Source organism: Allofrancisella heilbronnii (assembly GCF_000710735.2).
GTDB classification, from domain to species: domain Bacteria; phylum Pseudomonadota; class Gammaproteobacteria; order Francisellales; family Francisellaceae; genus Francisella; species Francisella frigidaquae.
Genome location: NZ_CP144673.1, coordinates 776,336 through 794,291, shown reverse-complemented (window position 1 = coordinate 794,291; position 17,956 = coordinate 776,336). Strand labels below are relative to the sequence as shown.

Genomic DNA, 17,956 nt, shown 5'->3' with positions numbered 1-17,956 from the left:
GACTTATCGTAAAATTATAGCTATCTTAAATAAATATAAATGCTATTTTTGAAAGATGATTCTAAAATGATTAAATACAGATATAAAATAACTAGCTTTACAATCCTAATCGTATTGATAACAACCGGGGCATTCGTATATATAAAACATACAGCTAATAACCAATATCAAACACTTCCTAACAATAATGGATCTAATTTAACTGACACATCTTGGGTTAAAAATAAATACTTAAATATAGCATATGCTGCGGTATCTGATGCCCAGAAACTAGACATTTACTTACCTAACGATAAAAAATTTCCTAAACCATATCCAGTTATAATAGCTATACATGGTGGAGCATTCTTAGGTGGAGATAAGGCTGACTACCAACTAAAACCCATACTTGAAGGTATAAAATATGGCTATGCTGTAGTAGCCATTAATTACCGCCTATCAGGGGAGACAACATTCCCTGCAGCGATCCAAGATGTAAAAGCAGCTATAAGATTTATCAAAGCAAATGCTACTAAGTATAATCTAAACCCAAATGCTATAGCTGTTTGGGGCGATTCCGCTGGTGCAAATTTGGCTGCTCTTGCTGCAACCTCAGGAAATAAAATAACTCAACTAGACGATTTAAGTTTAGGTAATAAAAAGTACTCAGCAAACGTACAAGCTTGTGTTGATTGGTTTGGGCCTACGGATTTTAGCAAAATGGATGATCAGTTTAACCAATCAGGTTTAGGCAAAGCTAATCATTCCCAAGATGACTCTCCTGAAAGTTTATATATTGGTAGTAATGTTGGTAATAGTCCTGAAAAAACCAAGTTATCTAACCCAGAGACGTATATAAGTAAAGAAACCCCACCATTTCTTATAGAACATGGCGGTATTGATAATATGGTACCTACCCAACAAAGTATAAATTTCTATAATAAATTAGTTAAAGTGATTGGAAAAGACAAAGTTGAATTAGTGATTATTGAGGGTGCCAAGCATGGTGGTGAAAAATTCGAAACTAAAGATAATTTAGAGCTTGTATTTAACTTTCTTGATAGAATTCTTAAATAAGAAAAACTCTAATGAAAGTCACTTTTAGTAACTTTGAAGTATTTATTTTTTAGACCTGATCGTATTTTGTAAAGCTTTACGTATAACCTCTGAAACATCACTAGTATCTACTAGGGAACTTCTGACCATTTTTTCAGCATCCTTTTGTTTATATCCCAATGCTAATAAAGCATCTACAGCTTCATTAAATATAGAATTAGAAATAACTGTCGTGCTATTTTGAGCTGTTGGATTTTTTGATAGCTCAGTAGAGTTTTTAGTACCAGACTGACCATAAATTTCATTAGCTAATTTAAGTAATTTATCATATATTTCAACAACTAATCTTTCTGCTGTTTTTTTGCCAATCCCAGGCACAGTTGTTAATAAACCATAATCTTTATTTTCTATACAATGAAGTAACGTTTTACAATCCATACCAGAAAGTATTGCGATAGCGGTTCTGGCACCTATACCACTAACTTTTATTAATTCTTGAAAAACTTTTTTATCAACTTTAGTTTTAAAGCCATAAAGCTGTTGTACATCTTCTCTGACAACAAAATGTGTATACAAGCTTATCTCACTATTAGTCTCACCAAGAGTGTAAAAAGTAGTCATAGGTACGAAAACCTCATATCCAATACCGTTTACATCTACCAATAACGCGGTAGGATCTTTTTCTAGAAGAGTACCTCTTATAAAACTTATCATAATAATTTATTTTTGGTATTTTACTTTTAAGGATAAAGCTTATTTGATAATAATCAAGAAAACTTTATGTCTTTATCTCCGTAAATTTAGCTGTGAATAACTGGTATAAATTGTTGCTTTGATAAATATAGCTAACTATACCAAAAAGTAGTACGTCATTCCATCAGGCAGTCACTGAATGAAATCGAAGTGGTTGACCATGGAATTGTTTGTAATAATTTGTATTTTATATATAGGATCGGCAAAGACTATTTAAAAGTCTATTTATTCCAGTAGCTAGAAGATGTTGCCGGCCAGTTATCTTTATCAAACCCAGGAGCTTGCTCTAATTCTTCTTTTGATTTGTTGAGTTTAAACTGCGAATTTGCTGTATCAACTTCAAAAGTAGTCATCGGGATAGCAAATAGTTTATCTCCCATTCCAAGCAACCCTCCAAACGATACAACTACGTAAGCTACTTTACCTGAGCTAGGGTTAATCATAATTTCTTTTACTTTCCCTAAGTCTTCTCCTTTATAGTTGACTACCTTTTCACCTATTAGGGTACTTGCTGGTAAAGCTAAATTTGATATAGCTTGTTTATTTTTAACCGCAACTTTTGATACTACGGTGTCGCTGTTTTCATTTGAATAACCTAAACCTATACCACCAGCTAACAATATGGTTGTTATAATTAATTGTGTTTTTTTCATCGTAGACTCTCCTAATATTTTTTTTATTTTTATAGTATTACCTCTACTTAATCTTTGCTTTTGATACTTTCCCATATTATCTCCTCCTTTTTGTTTGTAGTCTCTTTAAATTAACATATAAGATTGCTTATATGAACTTTTATACAGCAGGTTTTCAACGTTAGCTATTTAAAAACTTTAATCTTTTGGCTTTCAAGACGGTAGATCACCACGTGAAGCACGAGGGTAACCAGTTATGTAATATTTAATAAGCTTTTAGTGTTAATGACATTTATTTAATTCTTTTTTGAGCCACTCGACTTGCTCCAACTATTTTGGCTAAGGATTTGCTACTATGGTAATGACATATAGCTATAGCTAAAGCATCTGCTGCATCTTCTGGTGGCTTTTTACTTAACCCTAATAAAGACTGTACCATATGTTGAACTTGGGACTTTGCTGCAGCTCCTGTTCCAACTACTGCTTGTTTTATTTGCTTAGCTGAATATTCACTAACGCCTAAGCCATTTATGGCTAAAGTACACATAGCGACACCTCTTGCCTGCCCTAACTTTAAAGCACCTGTTGGGTTCTGAAACATAAAAATCTGCTCAATAGCAGATTCTGTTGGAACGTATGTGTTTATAACTTCTGTGATACCATCTGCAATTTGTTTGAGTCTATTTGCTGTAGTTATTTCTGTAATGCGTATACACCCACTAGCAACATAATATAGTTTATTATCTTGAGCCTTAATAACCCCAAAACCCGTAATTCTTGAACCTGGATCTATACCTAAAATTACCATTTAGCTCCTAGACTTATTAAGAATGTAATATCTATCAAATATGGTTAACCAAGTTGTTCCATTAACTCTTGAGTAAAATTAGCGTTAGAGTATACATTTTGTACATCATCAAGGTCTTCTAATTTATCAATTAGATTCATAACCTTTTCTGCTATTTCCGAATCTAACTCGACTTTAGTTTCTGCATCGAAGGTAACTTCAGCACTATCTGGATTAAAACCTTTTTTTATAAGTGTTTCTTGCACATCAGAAAAATCTTGAGGGGCTGTTATTACATCTATACTACCATCTTCATGGTTAATTACATCATTAGCCCCTACTTCCAAGGCTAGTTCCATTAGAGTATCTTCATCTACTCCACTTGCAAATGAAATAATACCCTTCTTAGTAAACATATATGCCACTGAGCCATCTGTCCCAAGGTTTCCACCGCTTTTAGTAAAGGCATGGCGAACTTCTCCAACTGTACGATTACGATTATCTGTCATACAGTCTACCATAATAGCCACACCATTTGGTCCATAACCTTCATAGCGTACCTCTTCTACGTTGGCTCCTTCTTCACCACCAGCACCTTTTGTAATAGCTCTTTCTATAGTATCTTTACTCATATTATTAGAAAGTGCTGTAGCAATAGCGGCTCTTAGTCTTGGGTTAGCATCTTTATCTCCACCACCTAACCTAGCTGCTACTGTTATTTCTCTAATCAATTTAGTAAAAATTTTACCTCGTTTTGCATCTTCTTTTGCTTTTTTATGCTTGATATTAGCCCATTTACTATGACCTGCCATCTTTTATATCCTTAAATATAACTAACTACTTTTTCAACTAATTTTTCTATACCTTGTGATGCTTCTAAAATATTTTTAGCACACATATACGCTGGGGTAGAAACTACTTTTACTCCCTCATCAACACAAATATCTGTAGCATCCATCATTACAATTTCAGCACCCTTTTTCTCTAAAATTGCTGCTGTATTTTCATCGTTACCGACTGTTACCTTTGTGCCTTCTGGATAAACTAAAGGTATCATTAAAGGAGAAATACAAATATAACCAGCTGGCTTATCTGCAAGATAAAAAGCTCTTGCAAACTTTAGCACTTCTTCGTTCATTTGATAACTATCATCACCAACAAATGCAAAATCCATAATATTTTTAGCCGCACCAAAGCCACCTGGAAATATTACAGCATCATAGTTATCACTATCTGCTTCTGCAAGATCTATAACATTACCCCTAGTAATACGTGCTGACTCTTCTAATATATTTCTAGGAGAAGCTTTTGTATCGACAGATTGGTTTAAATGGTTTACTATATGCTTTTGATTTTCATTTAAAGCAACTCCCTGCCATTCTACACCTTGCTTTTCTAATGCTAGTATAGTTAGTATAGCTTCATGTATTTCTGTGCCATCAAGATGCCCGCAACCTGAAAATACTATTGCTACTTTTGCCATTTTTTCACCTTTTGTTTTGATTTTATTTTATAAATCTAAATTATTTTTCTTAAAAATTCTATCTGCTCTATAGCTAGAACGAACCATCGGACCAGATGCTACTTCTAAAAATCCTTTTGCTAAACCTACTTTACGGTACTCATCAAATTGTGCTGGCGTTACAAACCTTTGTACGCTTAAATGATGCTTAGTTGGTTGCATGTATTGACCTAATGTCAAAACATCAACTCCTACACTTCTAGCGTCATCCATAGTTTTATAGATTTCTTCTTCTGTTTCACCTAGACCCACCATGATACTAGTTTTAGTTAAAACGTCAGGGGATTTTTGCTTCACATACTTTAAAAAATTAAGAGTCTGCCAATACCCCGCTCTTGGGTCACGTACAGGATGAGTCAAACGCTCTACAGTTTCGATATTTTGTGCGATTACATCAACTTGCGTTCCTAAGATTTTATCTATACTTTGTTCTATACCACCAAAATCTGGTGTTAAAGCCTCGACTTTAATCTCAGCGTTAAGTTGTTTTATTGCTGTAATTGTACTAGCATAGTGCGCAGCTCCACCATCTTCTAAATCATCACGATCTACTGATGTCAAAACCACATATTCTAGATTCATAAGCCTTACACTTTCAGCTGCATTTTTAGGCTCATCTTTATCCAGCCAGCCTTTTGGATTTCCTGTGTCAACCGAACAAAACTTACATGCTCTAGTGCAAACACTCCCCATTAGCATGATGGTTGCTGTACCGTGAGACCAACACTCATTAATATTCGGACATTTCGCTTCTTCACAAACTGTGGAAAGCTTATACTTTTTTGTTATAGATTTAACTTTAAGATATTCACTTGAATCTTGTTTTTTAACCTTCAACCATTCAGGTTTGCGAATATGTACAGAATTTTCTTTTTTATTTCTAATACCATCTTTAACTGCATGAAAACCTTGCTCTGTAGTATATTTACCACCACTTTCAACCTTTACTTTTAAATTAGAAATTTCTCGCATAAATATATAACACTTAGATGTAAATTTAATAAGCTAGCCACTATTATAAGGAATAACCTAAATTTTATAAATACATCTAGTCAGATTTTACTTTAAAATAGTTGTTTTAAACCTTTAGAATGCTTTAGACAAGTACTTACTATCAGATCAGGTTTGAACTACTACACCTATAACTAGTAGGCTATACAGTTTCACAAAACTTGTAATGAAAGGGCTCAGGCTCCTCTTATCATCTATTGCTTTCATGCACTTTTCTATGTCTTTTCAAATCACTTGCTTTAGCATATCTTTTGTTACAGCCCGCAAAGTCACACACATATGGTTTTTCCTCTGTATGTCGTCTTTTTTTATGGGTTTCCAACTCTACTTTTGTAAGAAATTTTTTATCACAGTCTTCAAAGTCACACACATATGGTTTTTCCACTGTATGTCTTTTTTTATGGATTTCCAACTCTACTTTTGTAAGAAATTTTTTATCACAGCCTTCAAAGTCACACACATATAGTTTCTCCTCTGTATGTCTTTTTTTATGGGTTTCCAACTCTAATTTTGTAAGAAATTTTTTATCACAGTCTTCAAAGTCACACACATATGGTTTCTCCCCTGTATGTCTTTTTTTATGTCTTTTCAAATTACTTGATTTAGTAAAACTTTTACCACATCCTTCAAGGTCACACACATATGGTTTTTCCTTAGCATGTATTCGTTTATGGACTTTCAAATCACTTGCTCTAGCAAATCTTTTGTTACAGTTTGCAAGGTCACACACATATGGTTTTTCCCCTGTATGTGTTCGTATATGTGTTTTCAAAATATTTGCTCTAGCAAATCTTTTGTTACATCCTTCAGAGTCACATACATATGGTTTTTCCCCTGTATGTCTCCGCTGATGTTCTTTCAAATTCCCTGAATGAATGGCTTCATGATTACAGCCTGGGAAATCACATTTATATACTTTTTTTGTAGACATTTGCTCTTGCTTATTAAGACTATTTTTATTATTAACTACTCTTTCCACAGCAAAAATTTGCTTACTACTGTTTCTTTTTTGACTTAGTATATTATCAGAAGCTACTTGAGATAAATTTTGAGTGTGTCTAATGGGTTCACTAGTTTTAAAATTAGTTTGTTTGACAATATTTATAGGTGTGGCGCTAATAGTCTTATTATTCACTATTTTTTCCAACTCAGAAGTCGATATAGAAGCTTTTCTTTTCTTGATTTTATTAGAATTTTTGTTATCAGTTACTTCACAATCTTGGCACCATGAATTAATAAAATTAGTTACATAATCTTTAGTTTCATGGTTATTATCACACCTAATAGTAATCTCTGCAGTATAACTATCAATTTTATCTCCACCAGCTATTACTGCACTATTATTGTGACTTTTAATAAGGTTTTGGATTTCATTTTTAGCATTATGAGTATAAATTTCATCATGTAATCGCGCAAAACTAAATTTATCAAAAAAAGTATCGTTACTTTTAGGGCTCAATGGATTATTAACCATATCTGAACCTACGCTAGGGTGTCTAACATACTCAAAACTCTGATCATTATGAAAATTTTTATGCTCATCAAAAAAAACTCTATTTTGTGGGCTTAGTGGCTTGCCTGGACTATTTGAACCTATACTCAAACATCTAGTATTTGTATTTATTTTATCTCTTATAGTTTCATTGGTATTTGAATGCTGAGATTCTAAAAAAGAAGCTCTATTTGCTAAAATATAAGGGCTTTGGGTTTGTTTTTTGTAAAGTATGATATATGGTTGAGGGTTTTCGTCCCTTTTCATTTTATAATTATCAACTATACTATTTATATCTTTATAAGCTGTTTTAGTTACTTTAGTGTCATCATATATAACAAAATTATCTTGGCAAGTATTACGAGATACTGCTATATAATGACCCCTATTGATTTTTTGGCCAATATGTACAATACAAGCAATAGGTTTGTAACATAGCCCTTGGATTTCTATATCGTTAATATAAATGTTCCCTGTACGTTTATTTCCGAAATTATCAAATAATACCAAATGTACAAATATATAGTCTTGACTCATAAAGTCATAATATTCTTCGCTTATTGCATTTTGCTTAGTACCGCCACAAATTCGGCTAGAACATTGGTATTTATTTTCTCCTTTTAAACCTTCTATTGAGGGATTATTTTCAGTAATAATTTTATCAGAAATTACTAAATGGGGTTGATTACAATTAACTCCTATAAAAGTTTGGCGCTCATCTATCATGCTTTTCCCACCACAATTGGAGCATGTTATTCTCCTTTTATGTATTACACTCGGCTTATCTAGTACAGTTATATTTAAAAATTTTATTATAAACTCTTGTGCATCTTCTTGGGTATTCTTGAAAATAGGAGTATCCAGTGCACTATTTGCTACATTTTGTTGTTTAAAACAATCTAATAGTCTAACTATATCTATAGAAGTTTTTTGACCGCTAATTAACTGAGTCATTATTTCATTAATTACTTTAAAAAGATTAGTAGAAAGAATATAATTCTTATATTGCTGTTGAATAGCACCGTTTTCAGATAATCTTTGTGAAATTGCAAATGCTCTTTGATTTATATCGCTTATATCTGTTAGTTGGCGTAAGATAGGTTCCATACATGAGAGTAATTGTAAACTTGCATTAATATAGCAATTAACACCAAGATTATCTATACCTGCTCTTATACTTGCTTGTTGTTTAGCATAAAGTTGTGGTGCAGTACCTGGTTTATTAATAGATAAGCTAGGTTTTTTAGTAGTGAAATTATTTATTTGATTTTGAGCATTTAAGTTTAATGAATCAATTGACATATGCGAGTCTATACTTGAGCGTCTAATATGCTTAAAATTTGTATTATTATAAAACCTATTATTTTCACCAGATAAACTTCTATTTTGAGGACTTAATGGATTATCTGATATTTCTGCATCTATATTAAAAACTCTAAGATCTTTAAAACTTTTATAAGAATCATCATGTCTCTCAAATATGCTGTTGTTTTTCAATCTTAATTCACTATCTATACTAGATCGCCTAGAATCCTTAAAACTCAAGCTCTTATAACTATTATTCTCACCAAATAAACCTTTACTTTTTGAACTTATATTTGGACTGGGTAAATTGATTGGAGTGTATGAATTTAAACCAGAATTTCTAGAATTAGAATTTAAACTCATAGTAGCTCTTATAGATTCATTTGGGTTTAAATACAGCTGCGGTTTTAAAAAAGGAGTTTTGCTTGCTAAGTTACGTGTTTGAGCTTGTTGTTTACTATAAGGTGTTGGTGTAATACTTGGTTTATAAGTATCAAAGATAGGCGTTTGTAATTTTTGCGAATATAAACCAGTTTTTATTTCATCATCATTTGTCGCTAAAAGATGTATGAGATTTTCATCAACCTCTCCAGTATAATATGCTTTTTTATATAGATTTGTTCCGCCGGTGTTATTAGGAAATTTACGCATTATTCGCCCAAGTATTTGCTCACCTTTTGAGCCATACAAATCTCCTAACTTAATAATATACCCTAAATTAGGATCATCAAAACCTATCGTTAAGCTTCTATAGGTTATCAATACGGCATTATCTTGTTTGTTTTTAAAGTTTTCTAATTTATAAATATTCAGATTATCAGTATCATCTATATACTTTTTATTATATTTTTTACTATATATATAATTAATACTTACGTTTTGAAAACACTCTTGTAGATATGAGGTTAACAACTGTAAGCCGTGTTTTGCTGAGTTTGCCTTTTTAAAACTTTGAGGGATTGTTCTTATAAGCTCTTCTAATCTCCTTTGTCCACTCACATAAATTATCCCTTTAAGCGGTTTATTTTCTAGAATTTTGGATTTGATTTGATCAATAGTACAAGCTATTTTATAACTTCTTACTCTCCTTATCACATCAAGTTTAAATGCATTGCTATAGTCTAATTTATACGTGTAATTACTGCTAAATTCTGATCCAGACATTAGTAACTTATCGCTAGAGTTAGGTAATTTATTTAGTAACTCAAACGGAGCGGTTATCCAGGCTTCGTCAAAAATAAAACTAACGTTATTTAAGCTTTCGCTACCTACAGAATCAAATAAATTTATAAAACTAGAATAACTAACAATATATATTCTTTTTTCCCTTGAATGTTGCGGTTCTCTCATCCTCTCAGCAAAATATGCCAATGTAAGACACCTATTGTAACTTGTAGCAATCTTAAGGACAGGAAACTTATACTTAACATCCAAGTTGGGTCGAGGTATATTCTCTAAGATTTCTCTTTTAAAAAATGTAAACATTTGATCTACTAATGACAAAAAAGGTTCTATAATAATTACATCTTTGCCTTTAATATAGTCATTAAGCGCTTTATAAAAAATCACATACGTTTTACCAGTTCCAGTTGGCAAAAAAACTCTTTTAGTATTTTCTCGTGAAAATCCTATTTGTTTTATGGCTTCTTTTTGATAATCCCTGTAATTATTCGTAACATATGAATTAAGTGTATAACTATCTATAGCCGTAGCTAACTTAGAAATATTCTCTTCAGGTATATGATTTTGTAACATGAAAAGTTTTAAATAAGGTATATTTATCTTACATCTTGGATAACGTTTAATAATAGTTTCTTGGAGAGCCATTATGATAGAATCTTCTACATCACTTGCGCCTCGACTTACTGTTAAATATTCTTCAACCCCTTTTAGATCCAAGGATAAGGCGGATTTTCTATATCTAAAAACTTTGATATTGTCTATATCTATATCTATATCTATATCTATATCTATATCTATATAACCATTTTCATAATTATAAGCTGGATTTTGTTTATATAAAACTTCTAACGCTATTAATGTATATGCTGAATCAGCAGCATAATTATAATATTTTACCGGTATTAATTCCCAAAGGTTATCTTTTACATAACTAAGGAGCTTGTTAAAGATATAAGAACTATTATAGTAAATAATAGCTGTTATACCACTACGTGTTTTTTGTTTATATTCTTCCTGCCCAATTAAGCCAACAATATGACCATTACTGGTTACCATTTGTTTAGTATATTGATACAGTGATGACCAATCATGGACATATTCATTGGCACTTGCAACTATATTTATACTACCTTCTATAATAAGAAAGTCATCTATGCTCTGAGAATAGGCATAATGCCAAGCAACATATTTTTTTATTACTATATACCTGGCTAAGTCATGGCCTTTATCGTCACACTTTAATTTGATAAAACTTATATTATCTTGTAATCCTGTTATTTGATTATTATTGACTAATATTTTTTTATATTCAGCAGATGTACATATGACTATTATTTGAATGTCATTATTGCATATGTAAGGAAGCTTGATATTTTCAATATCGATGCTTATTACAAATATTACTGGCTTTCCCTTTAAATCGATATTTGCTTCTTTTGAAAGTATATAATAACTTAAATCTAATGAGTTTCCTGGAAACGTTATTTCGGGCGTAAAAAGTGCGCTTTTTATAAATACAGAACAATCAGAGTTTGACAAATCAAACAAAGGTAAAATATTTACTTCATTACTTTGCTTTTTGAATACACTACGTGAATCCGCTTTCGCACCTACAAGCATTTTATAGTGAATCCCAGTTTTATCAACAAATTCTCTTATACTTAAGAATTGTTTTCTCTTCGCTAAAAAATCCTTACTGTATTGAATGTGCATTCTACAAAGCTGCATAACCCTAACTTTGTCACAATATAACTTGTGAAGTTTTATTTGTACCTCATTAACATTAGATCTCAAATGGGGCTTATTTGCACATTTTTTACAATTATAATTCTCACCACTCATAAGGAGTTTTACAGGTTTAATGGAGAAATAACCACATAGTTTACACATACAGTAAATAATACTCTCATAAGTATCTATAAAACCAACAAAAGCAAGATTATGTTGTTGGTATTTAGACATTAGACCTTTATGTAGAGTTTTATTGCTATAATATAACCCAAAGTAGTCTGGGCTTGCTTTAAATTTATCTGCAAGTAGGGCATCAATTTGCTCTCCATAAACCTTCTCGAACAGTCCTTCATATTGCTTGCATATTTTTTTACATTGTTTGCATATTAAGTGAGAACTCTTATATCCTAATCCTAAAATATTTCTCTCTTTAACTAGCTCAAATGTTTGTTCTATATCATGAAAATTGCATTTAATAATAACCTTAATATGGGTATAGCTATTATTAGATAAAACTTCCACGTTATAGTTATAGTAATTAGTATATGCATAATGCTCTAAAGCGTATTTGAGTTTAACAAATGAATCATACGTGCCATCATATGTACGAGCTATATGATTGAGTGTAAAGCAATGAATATTTTGAAGTGACAGCATAAGTTATATTTCTATAAGTTAATGTTTATTTTAAAACAATAATAATAAATTTATTACACATAATAACATAATTATTGTTTAATTTATAACTTGTTATTAAATTAAAGAAATTTTATTATCTTGCTTTTGCTTACCCTGTTAAGAATATCGTGGTGCTTTGGTGAGTTGGCAGGTGCATACATTAGACCTCTTTCGAAACTATAATATAAAGTTTATACTGGGTTTCAGAGAAAGCTAATATTATGGTTTTGTATTGAAATACGCACAAGAGAAGTTTTTATCAGAGGAACAATTCAGAAGATTAACAGGAGTCAAGCGAAGTACGTTTATAAAAATGAAAAAGATACTCAAAATGACTGCTTAAATTTAAAAGTCCGTAACTCCAGTTAAAAGCTCTTTGAAAACCTTATCCTATATAGCTTTTATTCTCGAACCTAGATTATTTTTAATAGTAGCAGTTTTTTATTGATACAGTTTTTATGAAAAAATACTAATAAAATACCCGTATAAAGTTTTAGTAAAAAGGATGATTTATGAGTATTGAAAAACAAGCAAATTTAGAAAAAGCTGGTTTTATAGCAACAATAAGAGGTAAAAAATCTCTATACTTTTGTAAGCAGGATGCAAATGTATTGGCCATAGAATTTGATTACTATTATCTTTTTGTACACAGAAATTGGTTAAATGAATTTTTAAAAAATCCTGAACATAAATTTGACGTTTTTCTCAGCGCTTATGGACAGCCTAATGGAAAAACTATAACTATAAATATAAATTATCAAACTATATCCAGCTATACTCGACACAAAACGTCATCCTCAGGCGAATCGATAGCTGGATATTTGAATGGAGAATACAAACCGTTTGCTATAACATCAGGCAAATTTCCTTTAAACTCTCCTTTAGCAGAATTTTCAGATTATACTTTAAAAAAATATGAATATACTCATGAATATTTTCAGGAACTTATCTTAGAGTTGGGTAAAGGTAGTTCACATCAAGGAGTTATGATAGTCAGAAATCGTAGTATGGGAAATGGATCCTTAAGTGGAGCTATGAACATTTTATTAAAAGAACATGAGTTCAATGTACCTTCATGGCACTTATTGTTTTGTCTTGATAATAAGATTACAGATCATACTTACGTCAAACAAGGACATAACAATTATAACAATACAACTATAACTACAAATACTAATATAGAAAAAGAAGCTTTAATTAAACCTCATCAAATGAATGCTTCTTTATTTGGCAAAAGCTATGAAGCGTTCTCTCAATTTGGAGATTTGTTACAAGATCATATTATAGAACTTAAGGATCTTAAACACATAAAGGATTTAGGAGTCTCTGCACATGCTGTTGGAATGTATAAAAACCCTGCTGAAAATGATAAACTCTATTTTGTTAAACGATTTAACATTCACGACTCACCTAAATATGACGAAGCTATAGCAGATGCTATAGCAGAGATTATATATTGTAAAATTTGGAGATACTTTATTGGCAACCGTGCTAGTAAGTCAATGTTGGTTATAAATAACAACCGTATAGAGGGAATTGCATCGGAAGGGTTGAATGAATTCACAGAATTTGGCAAAATTGATGTAAAGGATAGGTTTCAATATCCTGGTTTAGCAACTATTTTATTTTATTCATATATATTATGTGAAGAAGATCTCCACATATATAATTATGGTGTATCTAAACAGTGTTTAACTAATAATGATAATAAAATCCCTGTTTATTGTAAGATTGATCACGATTATATTATAAGTCATCTTAATGATCTGGCAGATTCCATTAAGAAACCCTTGGACCCAAGAATATATTGCTTTACTGATATAAACAAAAGAATCTCTTTGTTTAAAGAGCTTATATCAAGCATGCGGTTTACCCCAGGAAAATCAGACTTAACACTAGTTTTTGGACATAGTATCCGTCAAATCTTTAAACCAAATGCTAAAGTAACAGCTACTACAAACGATATCCAAAAAGCATTTGAAGAAGCTATTTCTTTAAATCGTCATTTTCAGGAAGAAATTAACATTTGTTTTAACAACTTTACATATAAAATAAAAAATCAAAAAGTTGGTGAGTACTTCAATTCATTAAAAAATTTATTGAACAACTTTAATGATTTACAAAGTATATCCATTCAGCGTAAGCATATAGATAAATCATTGAAATTATTAAACTTACTTACCCAACGGTTTCAATGTCACACAATGGAATTACTGAGAATTCCTCAAAAATAAAAAAATCTACCTTGGGCCATAGGAAGCCGATGAACAGAGAATTATGGATTCTGTCACAAATTGTTAAATTTATATGTAAAAGTCTAAATCAGATATGACAGTTACCTGTTTTAGACAAGCCTTTATTATCAGATTAAATTTAAGCTTTTACAAACCCAATATTTTTAAAAATTTTTCTATAAACTCTATACGTTGTTCAGCTGTTTTAGTTGTTTTTGTTATCAATAAATCTTGATCTTTACTTAATCGAAAATCCATGGGACTAGACTGAATAATTTTTATTAACTTCTGTAGCTCAAACTTAGTAGAATCAGAAAATACTATTTTACCAGAACTAGCAAACATTTTGATTTGAGCTATACCTAAATCAATAGCATCTAATTTCAAATGCGCAACTTTAAGTAAATATAAAACCTCTAACGGTAACTTACCAAAACGGTCTATCAACTCTATTTTTATATTTATCAGCTGCTTATGATCAGCTTTAGATATACGTTTGTATATATTTAAACGGGTGTTAACATCATTTACATAATAATCAGGTATCAAAAGTGGGATATTTAACTCAATATCACAAGTGGTTGAATTTACTATCTCCTGTATATCAAGTTTTTTACCAGCTTTTAAATTATTTATAGTTTTATCAAGTAACTCCATATACAGATTTAGACCTATACCGTCAATATTACCACTTTGCTCTTTCCCAAGAATTTCACCGGCTCCACGAATTTCTAAATCATGATTTGCAAGTGTGAAACCTCCGCCTAATGATTCTGTGCTACTAATAGCCTCTAATCTTTTAGTAGCATCTTTTGTAATAGCTAGCTCATTTGGAATAAGTAAATAAGCATATGCTTGATGATGAGAACGCCCTACTCTTCCACGTAGCTGATGAAGCTGAGCAAGACCTAAATTATTTGCGTTTTCAATAATTAGAGTATTTGCATTTGAAATATCAATTCCCGTTTCAATAATAGTTGTGCACAGTAAAATATGGTATCTATTATGCTTAAAATCAAACATAACTTTTTGGATTTCTTTTTCACTCATTTGACCGTGTGCAATAGCTATTTTCAAGCGTGGGAAAATTTCTTGTAAAAACTCTTTTTTCTTTTGAATAGTTTCTACTTTATTATATAAATAAAATACTTGACCGCCCCGAATAGTTTCACGAGTTACAGCCTCACGAATTATACTGGTATCATATTCTTTAACAAATGTTTTTACTGACAGACGTTTAGCTGGGGGTGAGGCAATAATAGACAAATCACGCAAAGCTGAAAACGCCATACTCAAACTACGTGGAATAGGAGTAGCAGACATTGTTAAAATATCTATCTCTGCCTTTAATGATTTAAGTTTTTCTTTTTGAGCTACACCAAAACGGTGTTCCTCATCAATTATTAATAAACCTAAATTATTAAAATCGATTTTTGCAGAAATTAGTTTATGCGTACCTATGACAATATCAACTCTACCACTTTTAAGATCTTCAAAAAGCTTTTCTTGTGCTTTTGAAGTTTTAGATCGAGTAATCACTTCTATATTTACAGCTGTTCTGGCAAATCTATCTTTAAAACTATTATAGTGCTGTTGAGCTAATATAGTTGTAGGAACTAAGATAGCTACTTGCTTTTGATTTTGTACCGCTAAAAATGCTGCTCGCATAGCAATTTCTGTTTTACCAAAACCTACATCACCACAAATTAATCTATCCATGGGTTTACTAGAAATCATATCTTTAAAAACATCACTAATAGCTCTTAGCTGATCAGGGGTTTCTTCAAAAGGAAAATCTGCACAAAATTTTAAGTACTCTTTTTCATCTAACGAATTACTAAAACCCTGTCGCATTTCTCTCTTTGCATAAATCTCTAGCAAGTCCGCTGCTACATCGATAATTTTTCTAATAGTTTTTTCTTTCTGCTTTTTCCATTTATCCGATCCAAGCCTACTAAGAGCTATACTTTCAGTCACAGAAGAATTATAAATACTTATTAAGTTTAGTGATGTAATAGGGACATAAATTTTGGCATCAGCGGCATATCTTAATAAAATAAACTCATCTTTTTTGCCATTTAACTCAACGATTTCCAACCCCTCATATCTACCAATTCCATGGTCTATATGTACCACATGCATCCCAGGTTTTAGGTCCGTAAGGTCTTTAAGATCTGTCGTGTCATACTCGTTTTGTTGGAAGTTTTTTGATACAGTTTTTGTATGTTCAGGAAATAAATCTGCCTCTGTAATTAATACTAGCTGATCATCTAATATTATGCCTTCTTCAAAAGGTGAAACTATAAGAAAATATTGAGCTTGAGATGCTAAAGCTTGCTCAAAACTATCACAAACTTGTATATTTAAATCTATTTTAGTTAGATGCTCTAAAAGTATCTCTGCACGACCATTTGAATCTGTTGAAAAAATCACTTTCTCAAAATTATTTTTTGAAAGTAGATCTAATAAATGCTTAAAAGGATTAGAAAGCTTATAGTTTGCTGAAATTCCAGCTAGTGTTTTTAAATTTATTTTCTTTGATTTTGATATCGATTCTGATAACCACTTTATAGTTTTGTATTTTTCTATGAAATTAATAAATTCATTTTGTGAATAAAAAAGCTCTTCGTAATGTAATACAGGACGGCTTACATCAAATTTTAGCTCACTATACCTAAGTTTAACATCACTAAAAAAAGCTTCTATACTATTAGGAACGTTTCCATATAAATGTATATTTGTAGTCTTTGGTAAATAATCAAATAAACTGAATAACTTTTTATAAAATAATGGTAAATAAAACTCTACCCCGCTAAAGTATTCTTGATTTTGTATAAAACCTGCTATATCTGAATTAAGTGCAGTTCTTGAACAAAGATGTTCTAATTTATCAAAGGCTAGATTTGTTGTATTATCAGTATAAACAAACTCATGTGATGGCATTATATCAATGTGGTTCACATCTTTTTTTGAGCGTTGTGAGTCAATATCTAACTCTTTAATACTATCGACTTCATTGTCAAATAAATCTATTCTATAAGCTACTTTTGAACCTATTGGATAAATATCAATGATACTACCACGGATACTAAATTCGCCTTTAGCAAAAACATTATTAACTAGTGTATATCCAGCCTCAATAAATTGAGATTTACGTTTTGTAGTATCAAAAATGTCTCCTGCTTTTAAAATAAAACTATGCTCTTGTATAAAATCTACTGGAGCCAGCTTTCTAAGGGCATTCTCAATGCTTGTGACTAAAACTATATTTTTTGAGCTCTCATTCGCTAGCTTATAAAGGATTTTTTGACGTTGTGATATGATATCAACCGAAGCAGAAAATCTATCATAAGCTAAAATCTCTAAGCTTGGGAAAAACAAAACTTCTATATTAGAAGTTTTAGATAAGTATTTTAACTCTTTATAAAACCTATATGCTTGTTGTGGTTCTTCTGTAATTATAAGGTTAAAATCATCATTTCTTTTAATATATTCTTTGAGTAAAATACTAAACGATGCACCATAAACATTGGAAATTACATTATCTTTTGGAGTTACATGATTTAAAAGCATTTATAAAAATTTAGGAAATCA

Annotated in this window: 10 protein-coding genes and 1 pseudogene; 3 read left to right on the top strand and 8 right to left on the bottom strand. The window is 31.0% G+C overall.

Annotated features, from left to right (window positions below; all coding sequences use genetic code 11):
* The first annotated feature begins 66 nt into the window (after positions 1 to 66).
* The gene (locus tag FRA_RS03685) at positions 67 to 1,056 is read left to right on the top strand and encodes an alpha/beta hydrolase (RefSeq protein WP_035719062.1); all 990 of its coding nucleotides are present in this window, start codon (positions 67 to 69) and stop codon (positions 1,054 to 1,056) included.
* Between the two features lie 42 nt (positions 1,057 to 1,098).
* Here FRA_RS03685 and ruvA read toward each other — a convergent pair whose 3' ends face one another.
* The 7 genes from ruvA to FRA_RS03650 all read right to left on the bottom strand — a co-directional run bounded on the left by ruvA (position 1,099) and on the right by FRA_RS03650 (position 12,107).
* Positions 1,099 to 1,749: a Holliday junction branch migration protein RuvA gene (ruvA, locus tag FRA_RS03680; RefSeq protein ID WP_035718993.1), complete on the bottom strand. Its 651-nt coding sequence runs from the start codon at positions 1,747 to 1,749 to the stop codon at positions 1,099 to 1,101.
* Between the two features lie 260 nt (positions 1,750 to 2,009).
* Positions 2,010 to 2,516, bottom strand: a complete 507-nt coding sequence (locus FRA_RS03675; protein WP_321174093.1) for a PRC-barrel domain-containing protein — start codon at positions 2,514 to 2,516, stop codon at positions 2,010 to 2,012.
* A 196-nt stretch (positions 2,517 to 2,712) separates the two neighbouring features.
* On the bottom strand, positions 2,713 to 3,228 hold the full coding sequence (gene ruvC, locus FRA_RS03670) for a crossover junction endodeoxyribonuclease RuvC (protein ID WP_035718992.1): 516 nt from the start codon (positions 3,226 to 3,228) through the stop codon (positions 2,713 to 2,715).
* A 44-nt stretch (positions 3,229 to 3,272) separates the two neighbouring features.
* Positions 3,273 to 4,019 (bottom strand): YebC/PmpR family DNA-binding transcriptional regulator, encoded by a 747-nt coding sequence (locus tag FRA_RS03665; RefSeq protein WP_035718990.1) that lies wholly within the window; start codon positions 4,017 to 4,019, stop codon positions 3,273 to 3,275.
* Between the two features lie 11 nt (positions 4,020 to 4,030).
* Complete coding sequence (gene elbB / locus FRA_RS03660) at positions 4,031 to 4,690, bottom strand: isoprenoid biosynthesis glyoxalase ElbB (protein WP_035718988.1); 660 nt, start codon at positions 4,688 to 4,690, stop codon at positions 4,031 to 4,033.
* Between the two features lie 27 nt (positions 4,691 to 4,717).
* Entirely contained in the window at positions 4,718 to 5,701 is a 984-nt protein-coding gene (gene lipA / locus FRA_RS03655) for a lipoyl synthase (RefSeq protein WP_035718986.1), read from the bottom strand.
* Between the two features lie 229 nt (positions 5,702 to 5,930).
* The gene (locus tag FRA_RS03650; protein ID WP_035718984.1) at positions 5,931 to 12,107 is read right to left on the bottom strand and encodes a C2H2-type zinc finger protein; all 6,177 of its coding nucleotides are present in this window, start codon (positions 12,105 to 12,107) and stop codon (positions 5,931 to 5,933) included.
* A gap of 253 nt (positions 12,108 to 12,360) precedes the next feature.
* Between FRA_RS03650 and FRA_RS03645 the strand changes: the two are divergent.
* A pseudogene (locus FRA_RS03645) lies at positions 12,361 to 12,456 on the top strand (IS5/IS1182 family transposase); the annotation flags it as partial.
* A 184-nt stretch (positions 12,457 to 12,640) separates the two neighbouring features.
* Entirely contained in the window at positions 12,641 to 14,362 is a 1,722-nt protein-coding gene (locus FRA_RS03640) for a hypothetical protein (protein WP_051686747.1), read from the top strand.
* 147 nt (positions 14,363 to 14,509) lie between these two features.
* Here FRA_RS03640 and mfd read toward each other — a convergent pair whose 3' ends face one another.
* A complete protein-coding gene (gene mfd / locus FRA_RS03635) occupies positions 14,510 to 17,935 on the bottom strand; it encodes a transcription-repair coupling factor (protein WP_035718982.1) in 3,426 nt (1,141 codons plus the stop codon).
* Positions 17,936 to 17,956: the final 21 nt, after the last annotated feature.

What these genes read in the sequence shown, in the direction of transcription:
- FRA_RS03650 (WP_035718984.1), bottom strand. Translation starts at nt 12,107, where the DNA reads ATGCTGTCACTTCAAAATATTCATTGCTTTACACTCAATCATATAGCT.
- ruvA (WP_035718993.1), bottom strand. Translation starts at nt 1,749, where the DNA reads ATGATAAGTTTTATAAGAGGTACTCTTCTAGAAAAAGATCCTACCGCG.
- FRA_RS03640 (WP_051686747.1), top strand. Translation starts at nt 12,641, where the DNA reads ATGAGTATTGAAAAACAAGCAAATTTAGAAAAAGCTGGTTTTATAGCA.
- ruvC (WP_035718992.1), bottom strand. Translation starts at nt 3,228, where the DNA reads ATGGTAATTTTAGGTATAGATCCAGGTTCAAGAATTACGGGTTTTGGG.
- FRA_RS03665 (WP_035718990.1), bottom strand. Translation starts at nt 4,019, where the DNA reads ATGGCAGGTCATAGTAAATGGGCTAATATCAAGCATAAAAAAGCAAAA.
- mfd (WP_035718982.1), bottom strand. Translation starts at nt 17,935, where the DNA reads ATGCTTTTAAATCATGTAACTCCAAAAGATAATGTAATTTCCAATGTT.
- FRA_RS03685 (WP_035719062.1), top strand. Translation starts at nt 67, where the DNA reads ATGATTAAATACAGATATAAAATAACTAGCTTTACAATCCTAATCGTA.
- elbB (WP_035718988.1), bottom strand. Translation starts at nt 4,690, where the DNA reads ATGGCAAAAGTAGCAATAGTATTTTCAGGTTGCGGGCATCTTGATGGC.
- FRA_RS03675 (WP_321174093.1), bottom strand. Translation starts at nt 2,516, where the DNA reads ATGGGAAAGTATCAAAAGCAAAGATTAAGTAGAGGTAATACTATAAAA.
- lipA (WP_035718986.1), bottom strand. Translation starts at nt 5,701, where the DNA reads ATGCGAGAAATTTCTAATTTAAAAGTAAAGGTTGAAAGTGGTGGTAAA.